This window comes from Algoriphagus sp. (genome assembly GCF_024305035.1).
GTDB lineage: Bacteria > Bacteroidota > Bacteroidia > Cytophagales > Cyclobacteriaceae > Algoriphagus.
Window position 1 is genome coordinate 38,432 of record NZ_JAMWZB010000003.1, and the last position, 18,028, is coordinate 56,459.

At 43.0% G+C, this 18,028-nt stretch carries 14 protein-coding genes; 5 read left to right on the plus strand and 9 right to left on the minus strand.

The window, feature by feature from the left end; all coding sequences use genetic code 11:
• Positions 1–44 precede the first annotated feature (44 nt).
• From Q0L00_RS02070 to Q0L00_RS02105, 8 genes are all read right to left on the minus strand, one after another.
• Positions 45–1,127 carry a hypothetical protein gene (locus tag Q0L00_RS02070; protein WP_297335203.1) on the minus strand — a complete coding sequence of 361 codons (1,083 nt, stop codon included), beginning with the start codon at positions 1,125–1,127 and terminating at the stop codon, positions 45–47.
• A gap of 423 nt (positions 1,128–1,550) precedes the next feature.
• Entirely contained in the window at positions 1,551–1,823 is a 273-nt protein-coding gene (locus Q0L00_RS02075) for a hypothetical protein (protein WP_297335204.1), read from the minus strand.
• Between the two features lie 226 nt (positions 1,824–2,049).
• Positions 2,050–5,217 (minus strand): glycosyl hydrolase, encoded by a 3,168-nt coding sequence (locus Q0L00_RS02080; RefSeq protein ID WP_297335205.1) that lies wholly within the window; start codon positions 5,215–5,217, stop codon positions 2,050–2,052.
• A gap of 125 nt (positions 5,218–5,342) precedes the next feature.
• The gene (locus Q0L00_RS02085; protein ID WP_297335206.1) at positions 5,343–6,740 is read right to left on the minus strand and encodes a DUF6600 domain-containing protein; all 1,398 of its coding nucleotides are present in this window, start codon (positions 6,738–6,740) and stop codon (positions 5,343–5,345) included.
• 365 nt (positions 6,741–7,105) lie between these two features.
• On the minus strand, positions 7,106–8,110 hold the full coding sequence (locus Q0L00_RS02090) for a Gfo/Idh/MocA family oxidoreductase (protein WP_297335207.1): 1,005 nt from the start codon (positions 8,108–8,110) through the stop codon (positions 7,106–7,108).
• Complete coding sequence (locus Q0L00_RS02095; protein ID WP_297335208.1) at positions 8,107–8,307, minus strand: hypothetical protein; 201 nt, start codon at positions 8,305–8,307, stop codon at positions 8,107–8,109. The genes Q0L00_RS02090 and Q0L00_RS02095 overlap by 4 nt, the downstream gene beginning before the upstream one ends.
• 68 nt (positions 8,308–8,375) lie before the next feature.
• Positions 8,376–9,842, minus strand: coding sequence for a Gfo/Idh/MocA family oxidoreductase (locus Q0L00_RS02100; protein ID WP_297335209.1), 1,467 nt, complete (start codon positions 9,840–9,842; stop codon positions 8,376–8,378).
• Between the two features lie 77 nt (positions 9,843–9,919).
• The gene (locus Q0L00_RS02105) at positions 9,920–11,377 is read right to left on the minus strand and encodes a PhoPQ-activated protein PqaA family protein (RefSeq protein WP_297335210.1); all 1,458 of its coding nucleotides are present in this window, start codon (positions 11,375–11,377) and stop codon (positions 9,920–9,922) included.
• 98 nt (positions 11,378–11,475) lie between these two features.
• Here Q0L00_RS02105 and Q0L00_RS19645 point away from each other — a divergent pair, with 98 nt between their 5' ends.
• From Q0L00_RS19645 to Q0L00_RS02115, 3 genes are all read left to right on the plus strand, one after another.
• Positions 11,476–12,444, plus strand: coding sequence for a glycoside hydrolase family 97 N-terminal domain-containing protein (locus tag Q0L00_RS19645; protein ID WP_363318492.1), 969 nt, complete (start codon positions 11,476–11,478; stop codon positions 12,442–12,444).
• On the plus strand, positions 12,389–13,609 hold the full coding sequence (locus Q0L00_RS19650) for a glycoside hydrolase family 97 catalytic domain-containing protein (protein WP_363318493.1): 1,221 nt from the start codon (positions 12,389–12,391) through the stop codon (positions 13,607–13,609). The genes Q0L00_RS19645 and Q0L00_RS19650 overlap by 56 nt, the downstream gene beginning before the upstream one ends.
• A gap of 182 nt (positions 13,610–13,791) precedes the next feature.
• Positions 13,792–14,379 (plus strand): hypothetical protein, encoded by a 588-nt coding sequence (locus Q0L00_RS02115; RefSeq protein WP_297335211.1) that lies wholly within the window; start codon positions 13,792–13,794, stop codon positions 14,377–14,379.
• On the opposite strand, the gene Q0L00_RS02120 is transcribed toward Q0L00_RS02115, so the two are convergent.
• Complete coding sequence (locus Q0L00_RS02120; RefSeq protein WP_297335212.1) at positions 14,376–14,948, minus strand: hypothetical protein; 573 nt, start codon at positions 14,946–14,948, stop codon at positions 14,376–14,378. The two genes, Q0L00_RS02115 and Q0L00_RS02120, sit on opposite strands and share 4 nt — an antisense overlap.
• Positions 14,949–15,180: 232 nt before the next feature.
• On the opposite strand from Q0L00_RS02120, the gene Q0L00_RS02125 reads away from it, so the two are divergent.
• Together Q0L00_RS02125 and Q0L00_RS02130 are read left to right on the plus strand one after the other, a co-directional pair.
• Complete coding sequence (locus Q0L00_RS02125; RefSeq protein ID WP_297335213.1) at positions 15,181–17,244, plus strand: histidine kinase; 2,064 nt, start codon at positions 15,181–15,183, stop codon at positions 17,242–17,244.
• A complete protein-coding gene (locus Q0L00_RS02130; protein WP_297335214.1) occupies positions 17,241–17,990 on the plus strand; it encodes a LytTR family DNA-binding domain-containing protein in 750 nt (249 codons plus the stop codon). Before Q0L00_RS02125 ends, Q0L00_RS02130 begins: the two co-directional genes overlap by 4 nt.
• The last annotated feature ends 38 nt before the right edge of the window (positions 17,991–18,028 follow it).

Sequence of the window (18,028 nt, forward strand, 5' to 3'; positions counted from 1 at the left end):
CGACTTAGAGACTAAATCGGGCTTTGATCAGTTTTCGAAAATAATTACTGTTTTCTTACTACAACTCCTATGGGTTCGAAAAGTAATTCTCGCTCTGCGATATTAATCCCGTTATCATCTGTTGTTAGGATGCGAGTAGGGGTAGTAGCAGGTAGATTGTATTGTTCACCCCGAGGTGCGACTCCATAGCCTAAGTCCTCCATTGAACCAGAAGTAATTCTGCTCAAAGGATTAGCAACACCTCCATTCAAGAACCCTGTCATCAGCTCATTAAATAAGGTTTCCTCATCCCAATGACCATAGGAGGTCCCAGGTCTTACGAAAGGAGTTCCATCCGGTCTGAAAAAAGCGCCTTCAATAGGTAACAGGCCTTCACCTTTTTTGGTTTTCCAAAAGTGGTTGCCTCTTTCACCTAAGTAATCAGGGTCTACTGCTTGTTCAAAACTATCAATGACAAGGAGACTTTTTCTTTCCCACAAGGTCCCGACTCCAAGCACATGTCCCATCTCGTGCAAGATGACATTTTCAAATTGGTTTGCTGCCTCCAAAGTTTCTAAATCAGCAGTATCGAATCGCATTAATCCGGTAATTGTAGTTGCTTCTGGTAAACGAATAAATCTCGGTCCGGCACTTCCTAAAACACTTCCTGGGCCATCAATGGGTTCTAAAACTACCTCGATGATGATATCATCCAGAATTTCATCCTCACTTACCAAAAAGGAACTGCCATCAAAATTCGGGATTGCAAGACCAGTAAAATCCGGTTCATCTCTGACGATAATTTTTTCCCATCTTTCCACAGCGGATTCAAAAACTTCTCGTTGACGTGCCGTAGGCTCGTTAATGAATCGAAGTTCAATGTCAAATTTAACCTGTTCAGAAGATACTCCGCGACTATTTTCAGTCAATTCAGCCTTTGTCGCCGTGTTAAGGTAGTCGGCTTCCAGGATAATGAAATTGGGGTCGTTTTCCCAATGGGTCGCGGTGATTTTTTCTTTAGCCAAAGAAAGGCTTGAGTCATTGGGTTGAGATTCGATTTCCGAACAAGCCGAAAACAAAACTCCACTTGCTAGCACAAAAATGAAACTTCCGTTGAAAAGCGAAGGTTTCCAATTTTTTTTAAGCATAATTTTTTTGGTTAGGGGTTAAATTTTTAAAAATGGACTTAGTTTAAATTCAAAGGGTAGGCTTAGCTAACCGCTTGATTCATTCAAATAATGAAAAAAATTAATACTATTACAAAGCTCAAATGGTTGATTTAAACTAAATGTAGATAAAATGTAATTTTTTGTGTATCAACTAAAGAAATTCGATTAAAATTGGTTTAGTTTATTGTATGGGGGTTAATTGGCAGCTATAAAGGCTCCTTAATACCCGATTTCGTGCTAGGTTTGATCAAATAGGGAAGGGAATTGGTTAAATTTTTTTAAGCACAATTTGAAAGGGATATTTTCAAAGTCTTCAAGTTTTTTAGATTAAATAAAGCTTTTTTCAACATGGACGGGGGCCAGTTCATCTATCCATCCCTCTTGTAAGAATTATCAGAATGATTAATTATCGGTGCAAGGAAAAAGTGTCAAAGTTTGGCTGAAATTATTCAACTGATGAGGAGTAGCTTGGAGGAAATCCGTGTAAACTTGATGAAAATCTTTCCACTTGGTATGCAAGGTGAAGGTAGTCCTTCGGATGGGAGGTAAGCCTTCGGGCCAAATCAAGGTGGCTTTGTAATAGAGAAAGTTCTTACGAAGCCATCGGAAAGAATTAAAGTCAGGATCATGTGTTTCTGCCAAAATCTGGGTAAAAATATCGTCTTGCTCAAGCATTTTTGGTTGGGTTTAAAGTATTACATGTATAATTCGATACCCTATTCGCGAAAGTTAACTACTTTCAAAGAATAGATGGGTGTCCATTAACTAGCTTAAAAAAATCCATTTCTTGAAGCTCTTCATTGGACCAATCCAAGTCTTCTTCATTGGTTTGGACACCTTCTTTTTCTAGGGCTAATAGCTTTTCCTCAACTTCTTTTTTTATGTGAAGGATTAATAAACTTTAATCCTTACCCAGCTTTTTTATTTCCTGCTCCACAAACAACACACCTACCCCCTTCTCACTCGCCAGTTGATTAAATTCTGGAACAGCTGTCTGAACTAATCGCTCTCCTTCAGTTTTCAGCGGTATCCATTCTTTCAACTGGCGGGCGTATTCGGTTTTGGTGCCCTCGTTGATTTTAGGAATGCTACTTTCTCCATGATTGAGCATAAATAGGAAATTGGCGGTGAACTTATTTGGAAAATTCTCCACATCATCATAAGCGGTGGATCGCCGCTGTACCATGTCTTCATCCCAAGCCTTGAGTTCTTTGAGGAGTTGTTTTCCTTCAGTTTTCAAGTCAGCAAAGGCTGCTTTTCCTTCAAGTCTTTTGAGGAGCTCTACCAGTTGATCTTGGTAATCTTTGGCGGTGTTCACCATCTCATGCATGGTAGTGAGTTCGGCTTCCAAGTTGCTCATCCAGTCATGATAACTTTGATAGTCCGCTTGGCTCAACTTGTATGCAGGGATATCCTTGATTTGGGCTTTGGATTCGGCTGTCATACCGTCTCCCTTTAGTCGGATGGTATAGGTTCCCGGGATGGCTTTATGTCCTCGATAGCTTGACTCGATGTAAGCTCCCGGAATGCCGGGCATCGTTGGGTAGCGCAAGTCCCAGACAAATCGATTCAATCCTTTTCGGGCAGAAATCGTCGGTTCCAATGGAGGTCCACCAGCCCAGGTTTTGGCTTGGGGATCTTTTTTGGAGGAAATACTTCTGACCAAATTGCCTTGGCTATCCAAAATCTCCAAGGTCAATTCTGTAGAGTCAGTGGTCGATTCGGGTAGGGAATAATGTATCACCATGCCATTGGCTGGATTGAGTCCTTGGAAAGGATGGGTTCCGGTAAAATCTTCAAGATTACCGCCATTCATGCTAGAGTACCAGTTGCCCAAAAGTGCATCTTCCGGCGTATATAGGGTGATATGATCTACTTTTTCGTTTACCTCTCTGACCACATTCAGTTCGTCCAAAATCCAAAAAGATCTTCCCGAAGTGGCCACGATCAAGTCGTCATGGGCTACTTTTAAGTCCGTAATGGGAGTGATCGGCAGATTAAGCTGAAAAGAATTCCAACTGCTTCCTCCATTTTGGGAGATATACATACCCTGCTCTGTACCTGCGTAAAGCAGGTCTTTTATCTTCGTATCTTCTCTTACCACTCGGGTGAACGCACCGTAGGGAATTCCCTTAGAGATATTGGTCCAGGTTTTTCCATAATCGGTGGTTTTGTAAATCGCCGGCGTATAGTCATTGAATTTGTATCGGGTGGTCGCGATATAGGCCGTTGCAGGATCATGAGGAGAAACTTCAATGGCATTGATTAGGCATTCCTCCAACTTTTTTGGCGTGACATTGGTCCAGGTCTTTCCCTGGTCTCGGGTCAAGTGAACCAATCCATCATCACTGCCTGTCCAAATCACTCCAGCTTCGTGTGGTGATTCGATCACATAAGCGATGGTGCCATAATTCTCTGCTCCCACCGCCTCATTGGTAAAGGGCACGCCAGGAGTTCCTTGTTTTTCTTTTTCATTTCGAGTTAAATCCGGAGACACTTCCTTCCAGCTTTGACCCATATCCTGTGTTTTGAGTAGTACTTGGGCTGCATGGTAAAAGGTGTTTGGTTCATGCTGAGACCAGATGATGGGCGCGTTCCAATTGAAGCGGTATTTCATGTCTTTTGCACTCATTCCCAAATATTGAATTGGAGCAGCCATGATATTAGTAGAACCCTGAGTTTCCATATCGAGTACTTCGATGGTCCCCTGATAGCTGCCACCTAAGACATACTTAGGGTTATCCGGATCAAAGGCCAAAAAGGCGCTTTCTCCACCTGCAGAATAATTCCAATGCTCTTGCCCAATGCCACTTCGGCCCAAAGCCATACTGGAAATGACCACAGAGGTATTGTCTTGCTGTCCGGCATAGATGCGATAGGGAAATTGATTGTCGGTATTGATCCGGTAAAATTGCGCCGTGGGCATATTGCTCTGAGTAGACCAGGTTTTCCCGCCATTAAAAGTGATCGAACCACCGCCATCATCCGCCAAAATCATGTTTTTAGAGTTTTTAGGATTGATCCAAAGGTCATGGTAATCTCCATGTGCTCCGTCTATGGCTTCGAAAGTCTTTCCCCCATCAAAGGACTTGAGCATCGGGGCACTTTGCACCCAAACCGTATTTTCATCATTTGGATCAGCAAAAACCTCAATGTAATACCAGGCCCGTTGGGTCAAACGGTTGTCCTTATTGATCAAGGTCCAGCTTTCCCCAGCATCAGTGGAAACAAAAAGTCCCCCCAAGTCCTTATAGGTGTCGCTTTCTACCAAAGCATAAATTTTATTCGAATTGGCTCGGGAAACGGAAATGGCCATTTTACCTTTTTCTTTGGGTAATCCATTTTCGATTTTTGTCCAAGTCTCTCCCGAATCGGTGGATTTGTAAAGCCCAGAACCCGGTCCACCCGATTTGACCTGCCAGGGAAAGCGCTGATGCTCCCACATGGCGGCGTAGAGGATTTCTGGATAGTTCATATCCATAGAAAGTTCTACCGCTCCGGTCATGTTGTCCACAAAAAGGATTTTTTCCCAGGTTTCACCTCCGTCAGCTGATTTGTACACTCCCCGATCTTCATTAGGAGCGTATAAGGCTCCCTGAGCTGCGACATAGACGAGGTCTGGATTGGTGGGATGAATTTGAATTCGAGCGATATGCTGGGTTTGTTCCAGACCCAACTTTTTCCAGGTTTTGCCCGCATCTGTGGATTTGAGGACACCATCTCCATAGGAGGTCATTACGCCACGGGGAGCATGCTCACCCATACCCACATAGATGATATTGGGGTTACTTTCGGAGACTGCCACGGCACCTACCGAACCTGTGGTAAAAAATCCATCAGAGATATTTTCCCAATGCTGTCCTGCGTCGCTTGTTTTCCAAAGTCCACCGCCAGTTGTGCCAAAATAGTAAGTCAAAGGGTCATCAATTACTCCGGTGGCGGCAACAGATCGTCCTCCTCTAAAAGGGCCGATATTTCGATATTTGATCGGAAGATTTTCGTCAAAGTTGACTTGGCCAATTGCCTCAAACAAAATAAAAGCAAAGACCACAAGGATGCTTTTCCTCATGATTTGGTGGTTTTGGCTTTAAGTTAGGGATTTGAGCTGAATTTTGATCAATTCAAAAAGGTCTACAAAAATAAAAAAGCCATCCCCAAAATTGAGATGGCCTTTTCATAGCTACGATGGTTTGACTAGTTATTCCTTCCATTTCCCCTTGAACTTCCCGAGGATCTCGTTGGAACCTTCTTGGTTGAGGAGCTTCTTGCCGGAGCTTGGACTCTAGTATTGCTTCTTGCAGGTGCCTGAACTCGGGTGTTTCGACTGGCCGGTGCCTGAACTCGGGTATTGGAACCAGGAGGTGTGGATTGCACACTTCGCTGTCGAGTGGGAGCTGGAGCCTTTTTCACCTCAGGAGTTGGTCTAGACTGCTGCACTCTACTGCTGTTTGGAGACATTCCTCTAGAAGGGCTTGTCCTAACGGTAGATTGTCGAGCTGGGCTCGCAGGTCTACTCACCGTTCCTTGCCGACTGGAATTCGGAGCCGTACGGGTTTGGACAGATCTTCCGTTTTGCTTCGGTGTTTGATAGGGCCTGCTTTCAAAAGTTTGGCCTCCTGCTGATCTTGGGCTAGAGTTTCTGTTTTGAAGCGTTCCTGATCGGCTAGCTCCTGTCGCCGCACGATTTGTACCGGGATTATTTCTGATCGCAGGGTTTGCAGATCTGCTGCTTGGCGCTTGATCCATGGTTCGGCTTCTGCTTGGATTTGCTGCGGAACTACTTCTGCGGTTCAGAGCTTCTCGGGAATCAACTACTCGGGAAGGGCGTGCCTCTACTGATCTTCCATTGGTTCGGGCCAAATCAGGCCGATAGAGATTGACCTCATTTCGGCTTAAATTTGCTCTTCCAGGACGATCGCTTTGCCTTACATTGTAGACATTGACACGTCTTCTAGTGAGTTGTTCGACTTCTCGTCTGCTGGGACCTGCGATGTAGGTGTTGTTATTGTACACCACCGTATTATTGATGATTTTGGTTCGGTTGATGATTTTTACCCGGGTATTATGCGAAGCATAGTATCTCCAGCCATAGGGATCGTACATTCTGCGATGCGGTAGAAAAACCCAGTGAAAGCTAGGGATTCTAAAACCGACCGAAACAGAAATCCGCGGGCCTAATGGAGCCCAACCATAATGTCCCCCTCCACTTCTCCAACTCACCCAAGCCGGTCCCCAATCGTAACCCGGGACCCATGCCCAGCTTTGATAATAATCATCAAAGTACCATCGGCCATAGTGAAATGGAGCCCATCCCCAGTCGTAATAGGAAACCCAAGTATTACCGAATTCGGTCATGACCCAGTGGCCATTGGTGCCGTAAGGATGGAAATCCTGACCTACGGCAGGAAGCCAGATGTATCCGTAATTGGCATCTTTGACCCAGTCGCCGTAAGGCATTAGCTCATCGTAAAATACCTGAAAGGATACGCCTCGGAAATTTTCAGCTTTGGCATCTTGGGAGGGGAATAGGCCTAGGGAAATAAATCCCACCATCAAGGCCGCAGTCCATCGGGAGAGAAGTGTAGTTTTCATGGTTTGTTGGTTAAGTTGGACAAGTATTCAGGTTAAATTTAGTGGCTGCTCTTTCTTACCTAGATGCTAATTTCTAAATAAAGGATGCATGCATACTAAAACTAAAATCAAGCCAAAATTCAAATCTTTTTGAAAATCGAATTGATTTCAATTGTTTTATCGTAAAAAAATTAATGAAGGTTCGATTTAAATATTTTATTTAATGAAAATAAATTCATTTATAAATTAACTTATTTAAAAAAATGAATTAATTGAATTTTATCCATTTAAAAAATTTAAAAAAGAATCTCAGGTTTTTTTAAAAACTATACCGAAAATGGCTTTTCTAGAGTTTTTGCTTTTTTCTTAATTTTTACTTAAGATTTTTAGAATAGTTTGTGTTGAGTCAGTTTTTCCAAGACCCAATTGGTCCAGGAGGCGCTTTCACCAGTACTCGGGCAGGTAGTTTTTCCCAATAAATCCCCAACAATCAATTCAATCAAAGGCTGCTGAATGTGCTGAGGTAAATCAAACTTAAAATAGGTTTCATCGGCTTGATCTTTTTTGAGCTGAAATTCGCCTTTTCCAAAAGTCTCAAATCGGATTTGTCCCAGACTACCGTCAAGGATGATTTGATCCATTTGATTTTCTTGGGCACTGGCAAAGCTCCAACTACCTGTACCTACGGCACCTTGTTCGAAAGCAAAACTTCCTGCCACGGTATCCTCGGCTTCATACAATCCCGCTTGATTGGCTTGAAAGCCGAAGGCATGGGTGATTTTTCCCAAGAAAAACTGGAGCAAGTCGATTTGATGAGAGGCCAAATCGTAAAAATATCCTCCTCCGGCGATCTCTGGATTCACTCGCCAGTTATGTTCCAATGAAGCGATGATTTCCGGCTCGGGTTCCTGACGCATTTGTATGTGGACCGAACGGATTTTTCCGATTTCTCCCTGCTCGATTAATTCCTTGATTTTGACAAAATGGGGAAGTGCTCTTCGATAGTAGGCTACATAAAGTGGAACCTCGGCTTTTTCACAGATTCGGATCATTTCTTGACATTCTGAATACGTGCGAGCCATGGGTTTTTCCACATAAACCGGTTTTCCTGCCTCTGCAGCTAATCGGGTAAAGTGAAGGTGCAAATGTGGAGGCGTGGCGATATAAATGGCATTGACCTCGGGATTTTCAATCAAGGCCTGTGCATCGGTGTACCAGTTGGGGACTTGGTGCCGCCTTGCATAGTCTTTGACTTTGGCTTCATTTCGACGCATCACAGCAACCAAGCGGGAATTTGGAACCAAATTCATGGCCGGTGCAGATTTCACTTCACAGACATTACCTACTCCGATAATTCCCCATCGGACTTCTGAACCTTGAAATTTCTTCATGATTTCCCTTTAAATCGCAGCCCATCAATCACCAGACTCAAACCTGTCTGAAACACAATCAACCCTGCAGTCCCATACCAAAACCAAGGCTCCCCTGAAAGTTTTTGAAGTCCGGCGTCAATACTCATCGAAAGACCTGCTCCGGTCAATAGTAAGCCTCCGACGGATTGAACCCAGTAACGTGTTTTTTTTCTCATTTATCCTCACGATTAAAAAACCAAAAGCCGCAAATTCACGGCTTTTGGTCAGGCAACTTATCTCCGGTTCATACCTCAAATCCCGGACGATATTCTCTTCCGACGAATTGATTGGCTTCTTCCAAATTGGTAATTCGCATATTTTCTCCATCCCAAAGAAGCTTTTTGCGGGCGAAAAACTCTTGACGGCCTTGTGCATTTTCTCTTCTGAGCATGTAGCTTCGAATGGCCAGATTTCCCATTAAAACAGTTTCGGTCATTGGTCCGGCATAGTCAAAGGAAGAAGTCAAACCTTGATGCTCCGAAGAGCCAAATCCAGCTTTACAAGCCTCAACCCACAATCGCTGATGTCCATATTCCCGTTCCATTCCTTCCTCGCTTTGAGGACCTTCTTCTTTTGTGCCGTCATTGAGATATAATTTTGGCATCAGTGGAGAAGAATCATTGATATTGGTGGAGATGATTCCTTTTTCTCCAATGATCAAGACGCCATTGGCTGAATTAGCACCACCGATATCATCATTGGCAGGAATGATGTCAGGATGGGCTGGTCGTATTCCACCATCCATCCATGTCATTTTGATCGGACTTTTGCTTTTTTCAGTTGCTGAAAAATTTAAAGTTATGAATGAAGACGCAGGACAGCCATCAGGATGGTAATCCGGGGTCCACATCTGTGAAAAAACAGAGCCTACCGAGCATTCTGCATCCAATGGATAATGCAATCCCAGTGTTCTAAATGGAATGTCGATCAAATGGCAACCCACATCACCGAGGGCTCCTGTTCCATAGGCCCACCATCCTCGCCAGTTGAAGGGATGAAGATTTGGCGTAAAAGGGATGTCCTCAGCTGGACCTAACCACAGATTCCAATCCAAAGCATCAGGCTTGGCACCCGGTTCTGGTTTTGGGAAAGGTCCTCCTTGTGGCCATACGGGGCGATTGGTCCAGACCTCTACTTTGGAAACTGCTCCGATTCTGTCCTCATCGATCCATTGTTGGACGAGTTTGAGCAAGGGATTAGAACCACCTTGATTTCCCATCTGGGTAACTACTTTTTGTGATCGGGCCATTTCAGTCAGCATTCGGGCTTCTCGAATATTGTGCGTCATGGGCTTCTGAACGTAGACGTGTTTGCCTCGCTCCATGGCATATTTAGCGGCAGGACCATGCACATGATCCGGAGTGGAAATGGTCACTGCATCAATGTCGGTTTCCTTGTCAAGCATTTCCCGGTAATCCGCGTAGAGTTTAGCTTTGGGAAAGCGGTCTACTGAGCTTTTGGCAGAGCCAGAAAAATCCACATCGCAAAGAGCAACTACGCGTTCTCTTCCGCCCACAGAAGCTAATTCAATATCGCTGGCTCCTTTACCTCCTGCTCCGATAGCAGCCAAATTCAGTTGATCCGAAGGGGCAGTAAAGCCTGTGCCTCCCAGAACATGTCTGGGAACAATCAAGAAAGAAGAGGCTATGGCCGCATTTTTAATAAACTCCCTTCTGGACTGACCCGAAGGTTCTTGGTTTTGTTTTTTCATAGGTTTAAAAAGGGTTTGATGTTTAACAGACAAGTTATTAATTCTTTTGGGGGAATGCCGTTTTTTGGTACCAAAGGTTAATTGTTTTCCTGAGCTGTCAGATGTTTGCTGGGTTCAAAAGAATCGAAAGGGTAATCCCTTGGCAAAACTTCAATTCCTGAAGTCACTTTTAATGGCGTTTTCCCGGCAAAAGTCATTTCCACAAAGTAAGCTCGGAATCCTTGATCGGGAGTTTTCATGAGTACTTCTAGTTTCCCCTCTTCGGGCATGCTGATCTCCTCAGATACCCAGTTGGGCCCAAATTCATCCACCCGAAAATCCCTAGAAAATTGATTGTAAGCAGACCAAAGCTTGACTGAGATGGGGAGCTGATTCTTAGGGGTTTGCAAAATGATTTTGTCTTCGCGTATTTCCCAATGATATTTGGGCCGTTCTTGATTATTTAAAATTGAAGCATAAAAGGATAGTAAATTAGGAAAAGCATCCGATTCGCTGAGGTCATGGCCAAAATTGGGGACATATTGTAGGTGCTTTTCTCCTTTGAGATCATTCCAATAAAACTCCCAACTATCGGGTTGGAAAAACTGGTCGCCCGCTGCATTAATTAGGAGTTTTGGGATTTCTAACCCATCTACAAAGGAGTAGGGTTCGGTTAACTCCAACATCCGATCAAACTCGGGCGTATTTATCCACTCCATGATTCCTTCGCGCACATAATCATTCACTGCAGGGGCCCAAAACCCGTAATTTCGCCAATGATGTTGAAATGAAGGTTCCAGGTTGAGTAGGTCGATGACTACAGGAGCAATGGCGATTACCCGATCATCGGTAGCTGCGGTGGTCCAAGTGGTCCACCCGCGCTTAGATGCACCACCCACAAAAAAATGCTTGAGTTCCAACTGGTAGTTTTCTTTAACTACTTCGGTGACGGCATCCATGGCAAGTTTGACGGATTTGGTCATGGGGAACCTCGCCAACCATTTAGCCTCTTCATCTTTGGCTCCGCCTTCTAGAAATTTGCGCCATCCATAAGCAATGATGGCATCCTCATAGCGCTCACCCCATTCATCTCCGGTAAAAGTGAGAGGTTGAAAAGGGATATTGTGAATTTGAGCAACCACAGAGTTGGTCTGAAGGGCTGCCTGGCGAATTAGTGCGTTCGGTTCGGTCGGCATGGGGGTGTTTTTGCTTCCTCCTCCAATCCAAATCATGCCGGTTTGGAAGGTGGTTTCCTTGGGAACCATTAGCGAAACCCAGTGCCACCATTCGGTATCGTCGACCAAACTATCTGTCAGCCAATGCTGGGAAAACATTTTCAGGACATGGAAATCTGCTTTTTGGCCGGGAGAAGAATGAACCAATTCAAATCGGAAGGTAGGCTCTGGTGCTTGAACATATTTTTTTAGCAAGTCTTTACCTTGAGAAATTGGAGGTTTTTCCTGCTGTTTCTTTCGTTGAGAATCACAGGAGAAAAATCCCAAAGTAACCAAGAAAATAAGGGGGGTAACTATCCTTATTAAGAAATTGAAGTTCATAGTTTAACGCTAAATTTGTACTGAAAATCTACTAATTTTAAAAGCTGACTACAAGGTTTCAGTAAAAAAGCTTTTCTCCAATTAAAATTGTAATACTCATGCGTTTATCCAGTTTCCTAGTTGCCTACCTCTTTTTTTGCCCTGTTTCATTGCTTTTGGCTCAGGAAATTGTATCACCTAATGGGCACTTTGCGATGCGTTTTTCACTTGATGCCAGTGGAGCTCCAACCTATCAGCTTGATTTTAAGGATCAACCTGTCATCAAGTCGAGTAGACTAGGCTTTGATTTGATAAATGATTCGGTGGATTTGCAAATTGGGTTTCGGGTTTTGGAAACAGATACTACTTCCCAGGATGAAACCTGGAATCCAGTTTGGGGAGAAGAAAGTGAAATTCGGAATCATTACCGCGAGCTTTTGGTCAAGCTTGAACAAGTGTCCACAGAACGAAAGCTGATTATTCGTTTTCGTCTTTTTGACAGCGGGTTGGGATTTCGCTACGAATTTCCTATGCAAGAGGCCATGGGCCATTTTGCAATTGCCGAGGAATTGACAGAGTTTGCCATGGCAGGAGATCATACCGCTTTTTGGATTCCCGGAGATTACGATACCCAAGAATATGATTACACCGAGTCCAAACTTTCTGAAATTAGGGACTTGATGGAATCGGCCATTACACCGAATGCTTCTCAGACTCCGATTTTAGAAACGGCGGTACAAACAGCTTTGATGATGAAATCAGAAGAGGGGCTTTACATCAATATTCATGAAGCGGCGCTGATAGACTATGCTGCCATGCATTTGGAGTTAAATGATGAGCAAATGATTTTTCAAAGTCATTTGACCCCGGATGCACAAGGAGTAAAAGGTTATTTGTACACCCCTGCTCAGTCTCCTTGGAGAACGGTGATTGTTGGGGAAAGTGGAACGGATATTTTGGCTTCTCGAATTACCTATAACCTCAATGAGCCATCCAAAATCGAAGATACTTCCTGGATCAAACCGATGAAATATGGGAGTTTGGTGGGAGATGATTACCGGGCAAAGCACCTGGGCGTATACCGATGAACTCCGAGCCGTTAAATTGGGAGAAACGGATTATTCCAACCTAAAACCCAATGGAAAGCATGGAGCGACCACTGAAAATGTGAAAAAATACATTGATTTTGCTGCCGAGCATGGGTTTGACGGGGTCTTGGTTGAGGGCTGGAATGAAGGATGGGAAGACTGGTTTGGCAATTCGAAAGATGAGGTATTTGACTTTATCAGTCCCTATCCTGATTTTGATTTGGAGGGGATTGCTCATTATGCGAAGAGTAAAAACGTTCAAATGATCATGCATCATGAGACTTCCTCTTCGGTCCGCAATTATGAGCGACAGCTGGACGAAGCTTATCAGTTGATGAATGATTTTGAGTATCCTGCCGTCAAAAGTGGCTACGTCGGAAATATGCTTCTCCGAGGTGAGCATCACTACAGCCAATGGCTGGTGAATCATTACCACTATGCGGTCGAAAAAGCTGCCGAATACCAAATCATGGTCAATGCACACGAAGCAGTGCGTCCGACTGGAATAGCTCGAACTTGGCCAAACCTTATTGCCAATGAATCTGCAAGAGGTACAGAATATCAGGCTTTTGGGGGTAATAAGGCGAATCATGTCACGGTTTTGCCTTTCACTCGGCAGATCGGTGGTCCAATGGATTATACCCCGGGTATTTTTGAAATGGATGTGTTCAACGGATCGCATGTCAATAGCACTTTGGCCAATCAATTGGCGCTTTATGTGACCCTGTATTCCCCGCTTCAGATGGCGGCCGATTATCCAGAGAATTACCTTCGCTTCTCCGATGCCTTTCAGTTTATCAAAGATGTAGCCTTGGATTGGGATCAAAGCTTGTATTTGGAAGCGGAGCCAGGATATTATTTGACTATTGCGCGAAAAGCAAAAGAAAGCGGAGAGTGGTTTGTAGGAAATGTCAATGGAATGGAAGGCCGAACAGGCGCAGTGACTTTTGATTTTTTGGATGAGGGAAAAACTTACCTCGCAGAAATTTATGCGGATGCTTCAGATGCCCACTTTAAAACCAAACCGCAGGCCTATGAAATAAGAAAGGTACAAGTGAATTCAGAATCGATTTTGAAGCAATATTCTGCTCCAGGAGGAGGCTATGCGATCCGAATTTATGAAGCAGAAAAATCTGAATTGAAAGGCATTAAAAAGCTCAAATAAGGGATGATAGTGGTCGTCGGTGGTTACGCTAACCATTGGAGTGGGAAAGGGGAGGGAATGTTTTGGGCAAGGATCTTTGGAACAGTGAAAGCCACTTTGTGGATCATTTAATCAATCAAATCCAACAGAAAATAAGTAATGCTTGATTAAGCAAGGTTTCATTTTCACTTTTCCGATAAAAAATGATGAAAATTAAACCGATAGTTTTATCCCTCTTGATAGTTAGCCTTTTTTCATGCAGAGAAACAGAAGAAGAACCCCAAAATCCCGATCAAGCCTTTCTTAGTTTTAAAGTAAATGGTGAATTGAAGGAATTCGAAGCGACAAATAGCCCCATGGGCTTCTCTTTTGACCCGGATGGTCCTTTTTATCTGGCTAATTTTTCGGTTTTGGCGAACCCCACTGATGGAAGCAAAAATTTTATTTCCGGCTTTTTACGGAATGAAACCCTTTTTGAAACCAATGAAATCCTAGAAATGCAAAACCCAATTCTTTTTCAAGGTATTCCGATGGTTCGGATTCAATTGACTTACTCCAATGAAGCTGGCGAGCTCTATAATGCTGTGCTTTTTCAGGAGGACTTCCCCACGCTTTTGGCAACGGATGATGCTAGATTTCAATTTACAGAAATTACTGAAAACTGGGTAAAAGGAGAGTTTAGCGGGAATCTACTCGGGCCGGTTTTTGTAACGAACGGAAGAGGCGACACTGAATTGCGGATTACCGAAGGTAAATTCAGTATGCCGCTCTTGCGAAACAATCTGCCTTAGAGTTTGACAGCTAAGCCTACATTAAGAAATGCTACTCCATAACCCAATTCACCAAAGGCGGCTAAGTTGGGGTTGAAATAGTAACGTGCTCCGCCAAAAATGGTCAATCCAGCAGTGTTACCAAAATTCCCAGAACTGCCGGTATTAAAACCTGAATTGTCTTCATAAGAATAATTCAGGAGGTTATAGCTTGCCATCAATCCGGCATAGATATCCAATTTTTCATTTTGTATTTGAGTAAAATGCAAGGCTCCCCGCACTCCAATGATGGTGTAATTCCACTTGGACTTCGATTGGATCATGCTCGAATTGGTTTCATAGGAAAAACTTTTGTATCCGACATAACCACCCAAGCTGATAATTCCGATTTCTCCAGCCGGAGCGATACCTTGTTCGTACATCAGACTTATGGCTGGGATTTGACTGCTATAATCAAAGCCACCAAGCGAGCTTCCAATGCCTACTCCTGCAGAAAGAACTTGGGTAGATTGATCAAAATTTTGAGCATTTCCTGTCAAAAAGGTAGAAACGCAAATTAGAATTGTGAGTGTGAGATAGCCTATTTTCATCTGTTTGTAATTTGTTATTTAGCCGTCAGATGGAATCTCGCAAATCTACTCATCCCGGTGTGTGACGGGTATGTCATGCTCGATTTCATGGTTTTAAATTTTCAGTCAAACTAGGGGGTATTTCTTAAAAACTGAATCCAGAATGATTTTCTGTCTTGATTTCCTTATTTGCTGATTTATTTCAACTGGTTTTTGTAAAAAATACTGTAATTTATTTGCTGATTTAATGCACATGAAAAAGTTTTTTGCACTACTTCTTTTTGTTTTTAGGGTGGGAAATCTGCAGGCTCAAAATCAGATTGATTCCTTGCTGAAAGAGTTAACCCAGCCTACACTTTCTGATAGTTTGCGTGCTTTTTTGCATAGCGAATTGGCCTTTGAATTTGCAGGCGTAGATCCACATCGTGGGTTGGCTTTTGCGGATTCGGCTCTAGCATTCGCCCAAAAAGCAGAAAGTTCTTCTTTGGAGACTTCAGCACATAATAGCAAAGGAGTGAATTATTGGTACTTGGGTGAAGATTCCCTTGCTGCTTTAGAGTACCAATTGGTTTTTCTGTCGCACTTAAATTCCGGAAATCTCAGAGGTCAGGCTACCTCTTCCAATAATTTGGCCTTACTATTCTACAATCAAGGTGATTACCGGGGGGCTTTGGAAAATCACCAAAAGGCAAGCCGTATTTTTGAAGAATTGGGTTTGCGAAAAAACCTGATCAATAGTCTGACTAATACTGGAGTTGTTTTTTTGGCTTTGGCCGATTACCCCAATGCGCTGGAATATTTTTTAAAGGCTATGAAAAAAACCGAAAATGAAGATTTCTGGGAAAGGGGAAATATCTCCAATAATTTGGGGCTAGTGTACAAAAATCTAGGAGATTTTGCTCGGGCCGATTCGATCTATCAAGTGGCAGTCAGGGAATATAAAAAAGATGGAAATCTTCAAGCTCAAGCAAATTCTCTCGGAAATCTGGCAGTTATCAAACAGGTTCAAGGCAAGTTGAATTTGGCCGAAAACTTGGTTTTGGAAGCCTTGGAAATTAACCGTAAAATCGGAAATCAGCGAAGGATTGCATCCGATTTTGCCACTTTGTCTTCTATTTATACCCAGATGGATCAGTTCGGGAAATCAGCACTATTTCTCGATAGTGCTATTCAATTGTATCGTTCAGTGGGGGAAAGATTAAACCTTTCAAAGGTCCTTCTCGAAAAAGCAGCAAGTGAAAAAAAACGGGCGAATTGGAATTCAGCTCAGCGTCTAGAACTGGAGGCCTTGAAGCTTGCTGAGGAAAGTAATTCTCTGGAGGTTCAAAAAAATGCCTGGCTTGCTTTGTCAGAGACTTTTCGGGGAAGAAGGGCCTTCTCCAAAGCTTTGGAAGCTTTTGAGCGCGCCCAACTTTTCAAGGATAGTATTTTTAATGATGAAAATCGAAAGCAAATACTCAGACTTCAACTAGGGTATGAATTTGATCAAAAAGCACAATTGATGCAGTCTGAATTTGAGAAAGAACGGATTCTGCTAGATCTTCAAACCCGTGAAAGTCAACTAAAAGCCCGACTGTATTTGATGGGATTGCTGGTAGTATTGTTAGTAGGGGCAGGTTTATTTTTGTTGTTAAAGTATCAAACAAATCAGCGAAGGAAACTATTGCAACAACGCTATCAGGCGGAAATTTCAGAATTGGAACTCAAAGCACTCAAGGCACAAATGAACCCACATTTTATTTTTAATGCACTGAGCTCGATCAGTCATTTTTTACTGAAAAATGAACCGGAGGAAGCAGATCGGTATTTGACAAAGTTTGCCCGAATGATACGGAAAATTTTAGATTACAGTGAGTTGAGGGAGATATCGATGGAAGAGGAAATTCGATTTCTGAGGGATTACATTCAAATAGAGGCTTTAAGGCTTGGCAAAACCATCGAGTTACTAGTCCAAAATCCCGATCGGCTGGATTTGAATAAGATTAAAGTCCCTCCCTTACTTTTACAACCTTTGGTGGAAAACAGCATTTGGCATGCTATCGCCAAAACGGAAGAAAATGGCCAGATCAAATTTATTTTTGAGCGCAAGGAAAGTGGCGTCCAGCTCAGTTTGAGAGATAATGGAAAAGGACAGGTTCCTACAATTGAACTTGGTGCTGACCATCGGTCTTTGGGAATGAAACTGGTTGAAAAGCGTTTGTTAAATTTCCAAAATACGAAAGAAACCGAAAATCCTGTTTTTGATTTTGATGTTGACTCTGAAGGGTTCTGGGTAAGACTGCAATTTAATTTACCAAAAAATCTAGTGAATTTATGATTCGATACGCCATTGTAGAAGACGAGCCTCAAAGCGCGGAGCGATTAAAATTGCTGATGGACAGAGATCATCAGGATTTGTTTGAGCGGATTGGGGTAATCAAAAATGCGGAAGATGTTGAAGGTTTTTTCCGAGAAAATTCTCCAGATTTGGTTTTTTGGGATGTAGAACTTGGGGGAACAACTGCTTTTGAATTACTAGCTGGAATTCCAGAAAGGGAATTTCAAATGATCTTCATTACCGGGTATCAAGAGTATGCGCTTCAAGCAATTAAAGCAAATGCGCTAGATTACCTGCTCAAACCTGTCGATGCAGATGAATTAAGCCAAGCCCTCAAGCGGGTTGAGATCAAAAGAAGCAATGGAGTGAGTAAAACTGAGTTAGAAGGGGTTTTTAAATCGCTTATTCCCCTAAAAAATCTTCAAAAAATTGCCTTACCGACAACATTGGGATTAGAGTTTGTTCCAATAGATTCGATTCTGCGATGTCAGGCCGATGTCAATTACACTCATTTTTTTCTGCAAGATGGAAGAAAAATCACCAGCTCCAAAACTCTGAAGGAATATGAAAATCAGTTGGGATCCCACGGTTTTTTTCGGGTTCATAATAGTCATTTGGTTAATTTAAAAGAAGTCCGATACTACACCAAAGGGAAGGGAGGGTTTTTGACACTGAACGATGGAACGGAGGTGGAGGTAGCCTCTCGAAGGAAGGAGGAATTGCTGCAAATTCTCAAAGGCTTTTAAATTGAACGTAGTCTTTGTATTTTGAGCTTTGCTTCAAA

Bases quoted from the DNA above. Each gene is read 5' to 3' on its own strand.
- Q0L00_RS02115 (WP_297335211.1), top strand. From the start codon at position 13,792: ATGATGAAAATTAAACCGATAGTTTTATCCCTCTTGATAGTTAGCCTT.
- Q0L00_RS02075 (WP_297335204.1), bottom strand. From the start codon at position 1,823: ATGCTTGAGCAAGACGATATTTTTACCCAGATTTTGGCAGAAACACAT.
- Q0L00_RS19645 (WP_363318492.1), top strand. From the start codon at position 11,476: ATGCGTTTATCCAGTTTCCTAGTTGCCTACCTCTTTTTTTGCCCTGTT.
- Q0L00_RS02120 (WP_297335212.1), bottom strand. From the start codon at position 14,948: ATGAAAATAGGCTATCTCACACTCACAATTCTAATTTGCGTTTCTACC.
- Q0L00_RS02125 (WP_297335213.1), top strand. From the start codon at position 15,181: ATGAAAAAGTTTTTTGCACTACTTCTTTTTGTTTTTAGGGTGGGAAAT.
- Q0L00_RS02095 (WP_297335208.1), bottom strand. From the start codon at position 8,307: ATGAGAAAAAAAACACGTTACTGGGTTCAATCCGTCGGAGGCTTACTA.
- Q0L00_RS02085 (WP_297335206.1), bottom strand. From the start codon at position 6,740: ATGAAAACTACACTTCTCTCCCGATGGACTGCGGCCTTGATGGTGGGA.
- Q0L00_RS02080 (WP_297335205.1), bottom strand. From the start codon at position 5,217: ATGAGGAAAAGCATCCTTGTGGTCTTTGCTTTTATTTTGTTTGAGGCA.
- Q0L00_RS02105 (WP_297335210.1), bottom strand. From the start codon at position 11,377: ATGAACTTCAATTTCTTAATAAGGATAGTTACCCCCCTTATTTTCTTG.
- Q0L00_RS19650 (WP_363318493.1), top strand. From the start codon at position 12,389: ATGGGAGTTTGGTGGGAGATGATTACCGGGCAAAGCACCTGGGCGTAT.
- Q0L00_RS02100 (WP_297335209.1), bottom strand. From the start codon at position 9,842: ATGAAAAAACAAAACCAAGAACCTTCGGGTCAGTCCAGAAGGGAGTTT.
- Q0L00_RS02070 (WP_297335203.1), bottom strand. From the start codon at position 1,127: ATGCTTAAAAAAAATTGGAAACCTTCGCTTTTCAACGGAAGTTTCATT.
- Q0L00_RS02090 (WP_297335207.1), bottom strand. From the start codon at position 8,110: ATGAAGAAATTTCAAGGTTCAGAAGTCCGATGGGGAATTATCGGAGTA.
- Q0L00_RS02130 (WP_297335214.1), top strand. From the start codon at position 17,241: ATGATTCGATACGCCATTGTAGAAGACGAGCCTCAAAGCGCGGAGCGA.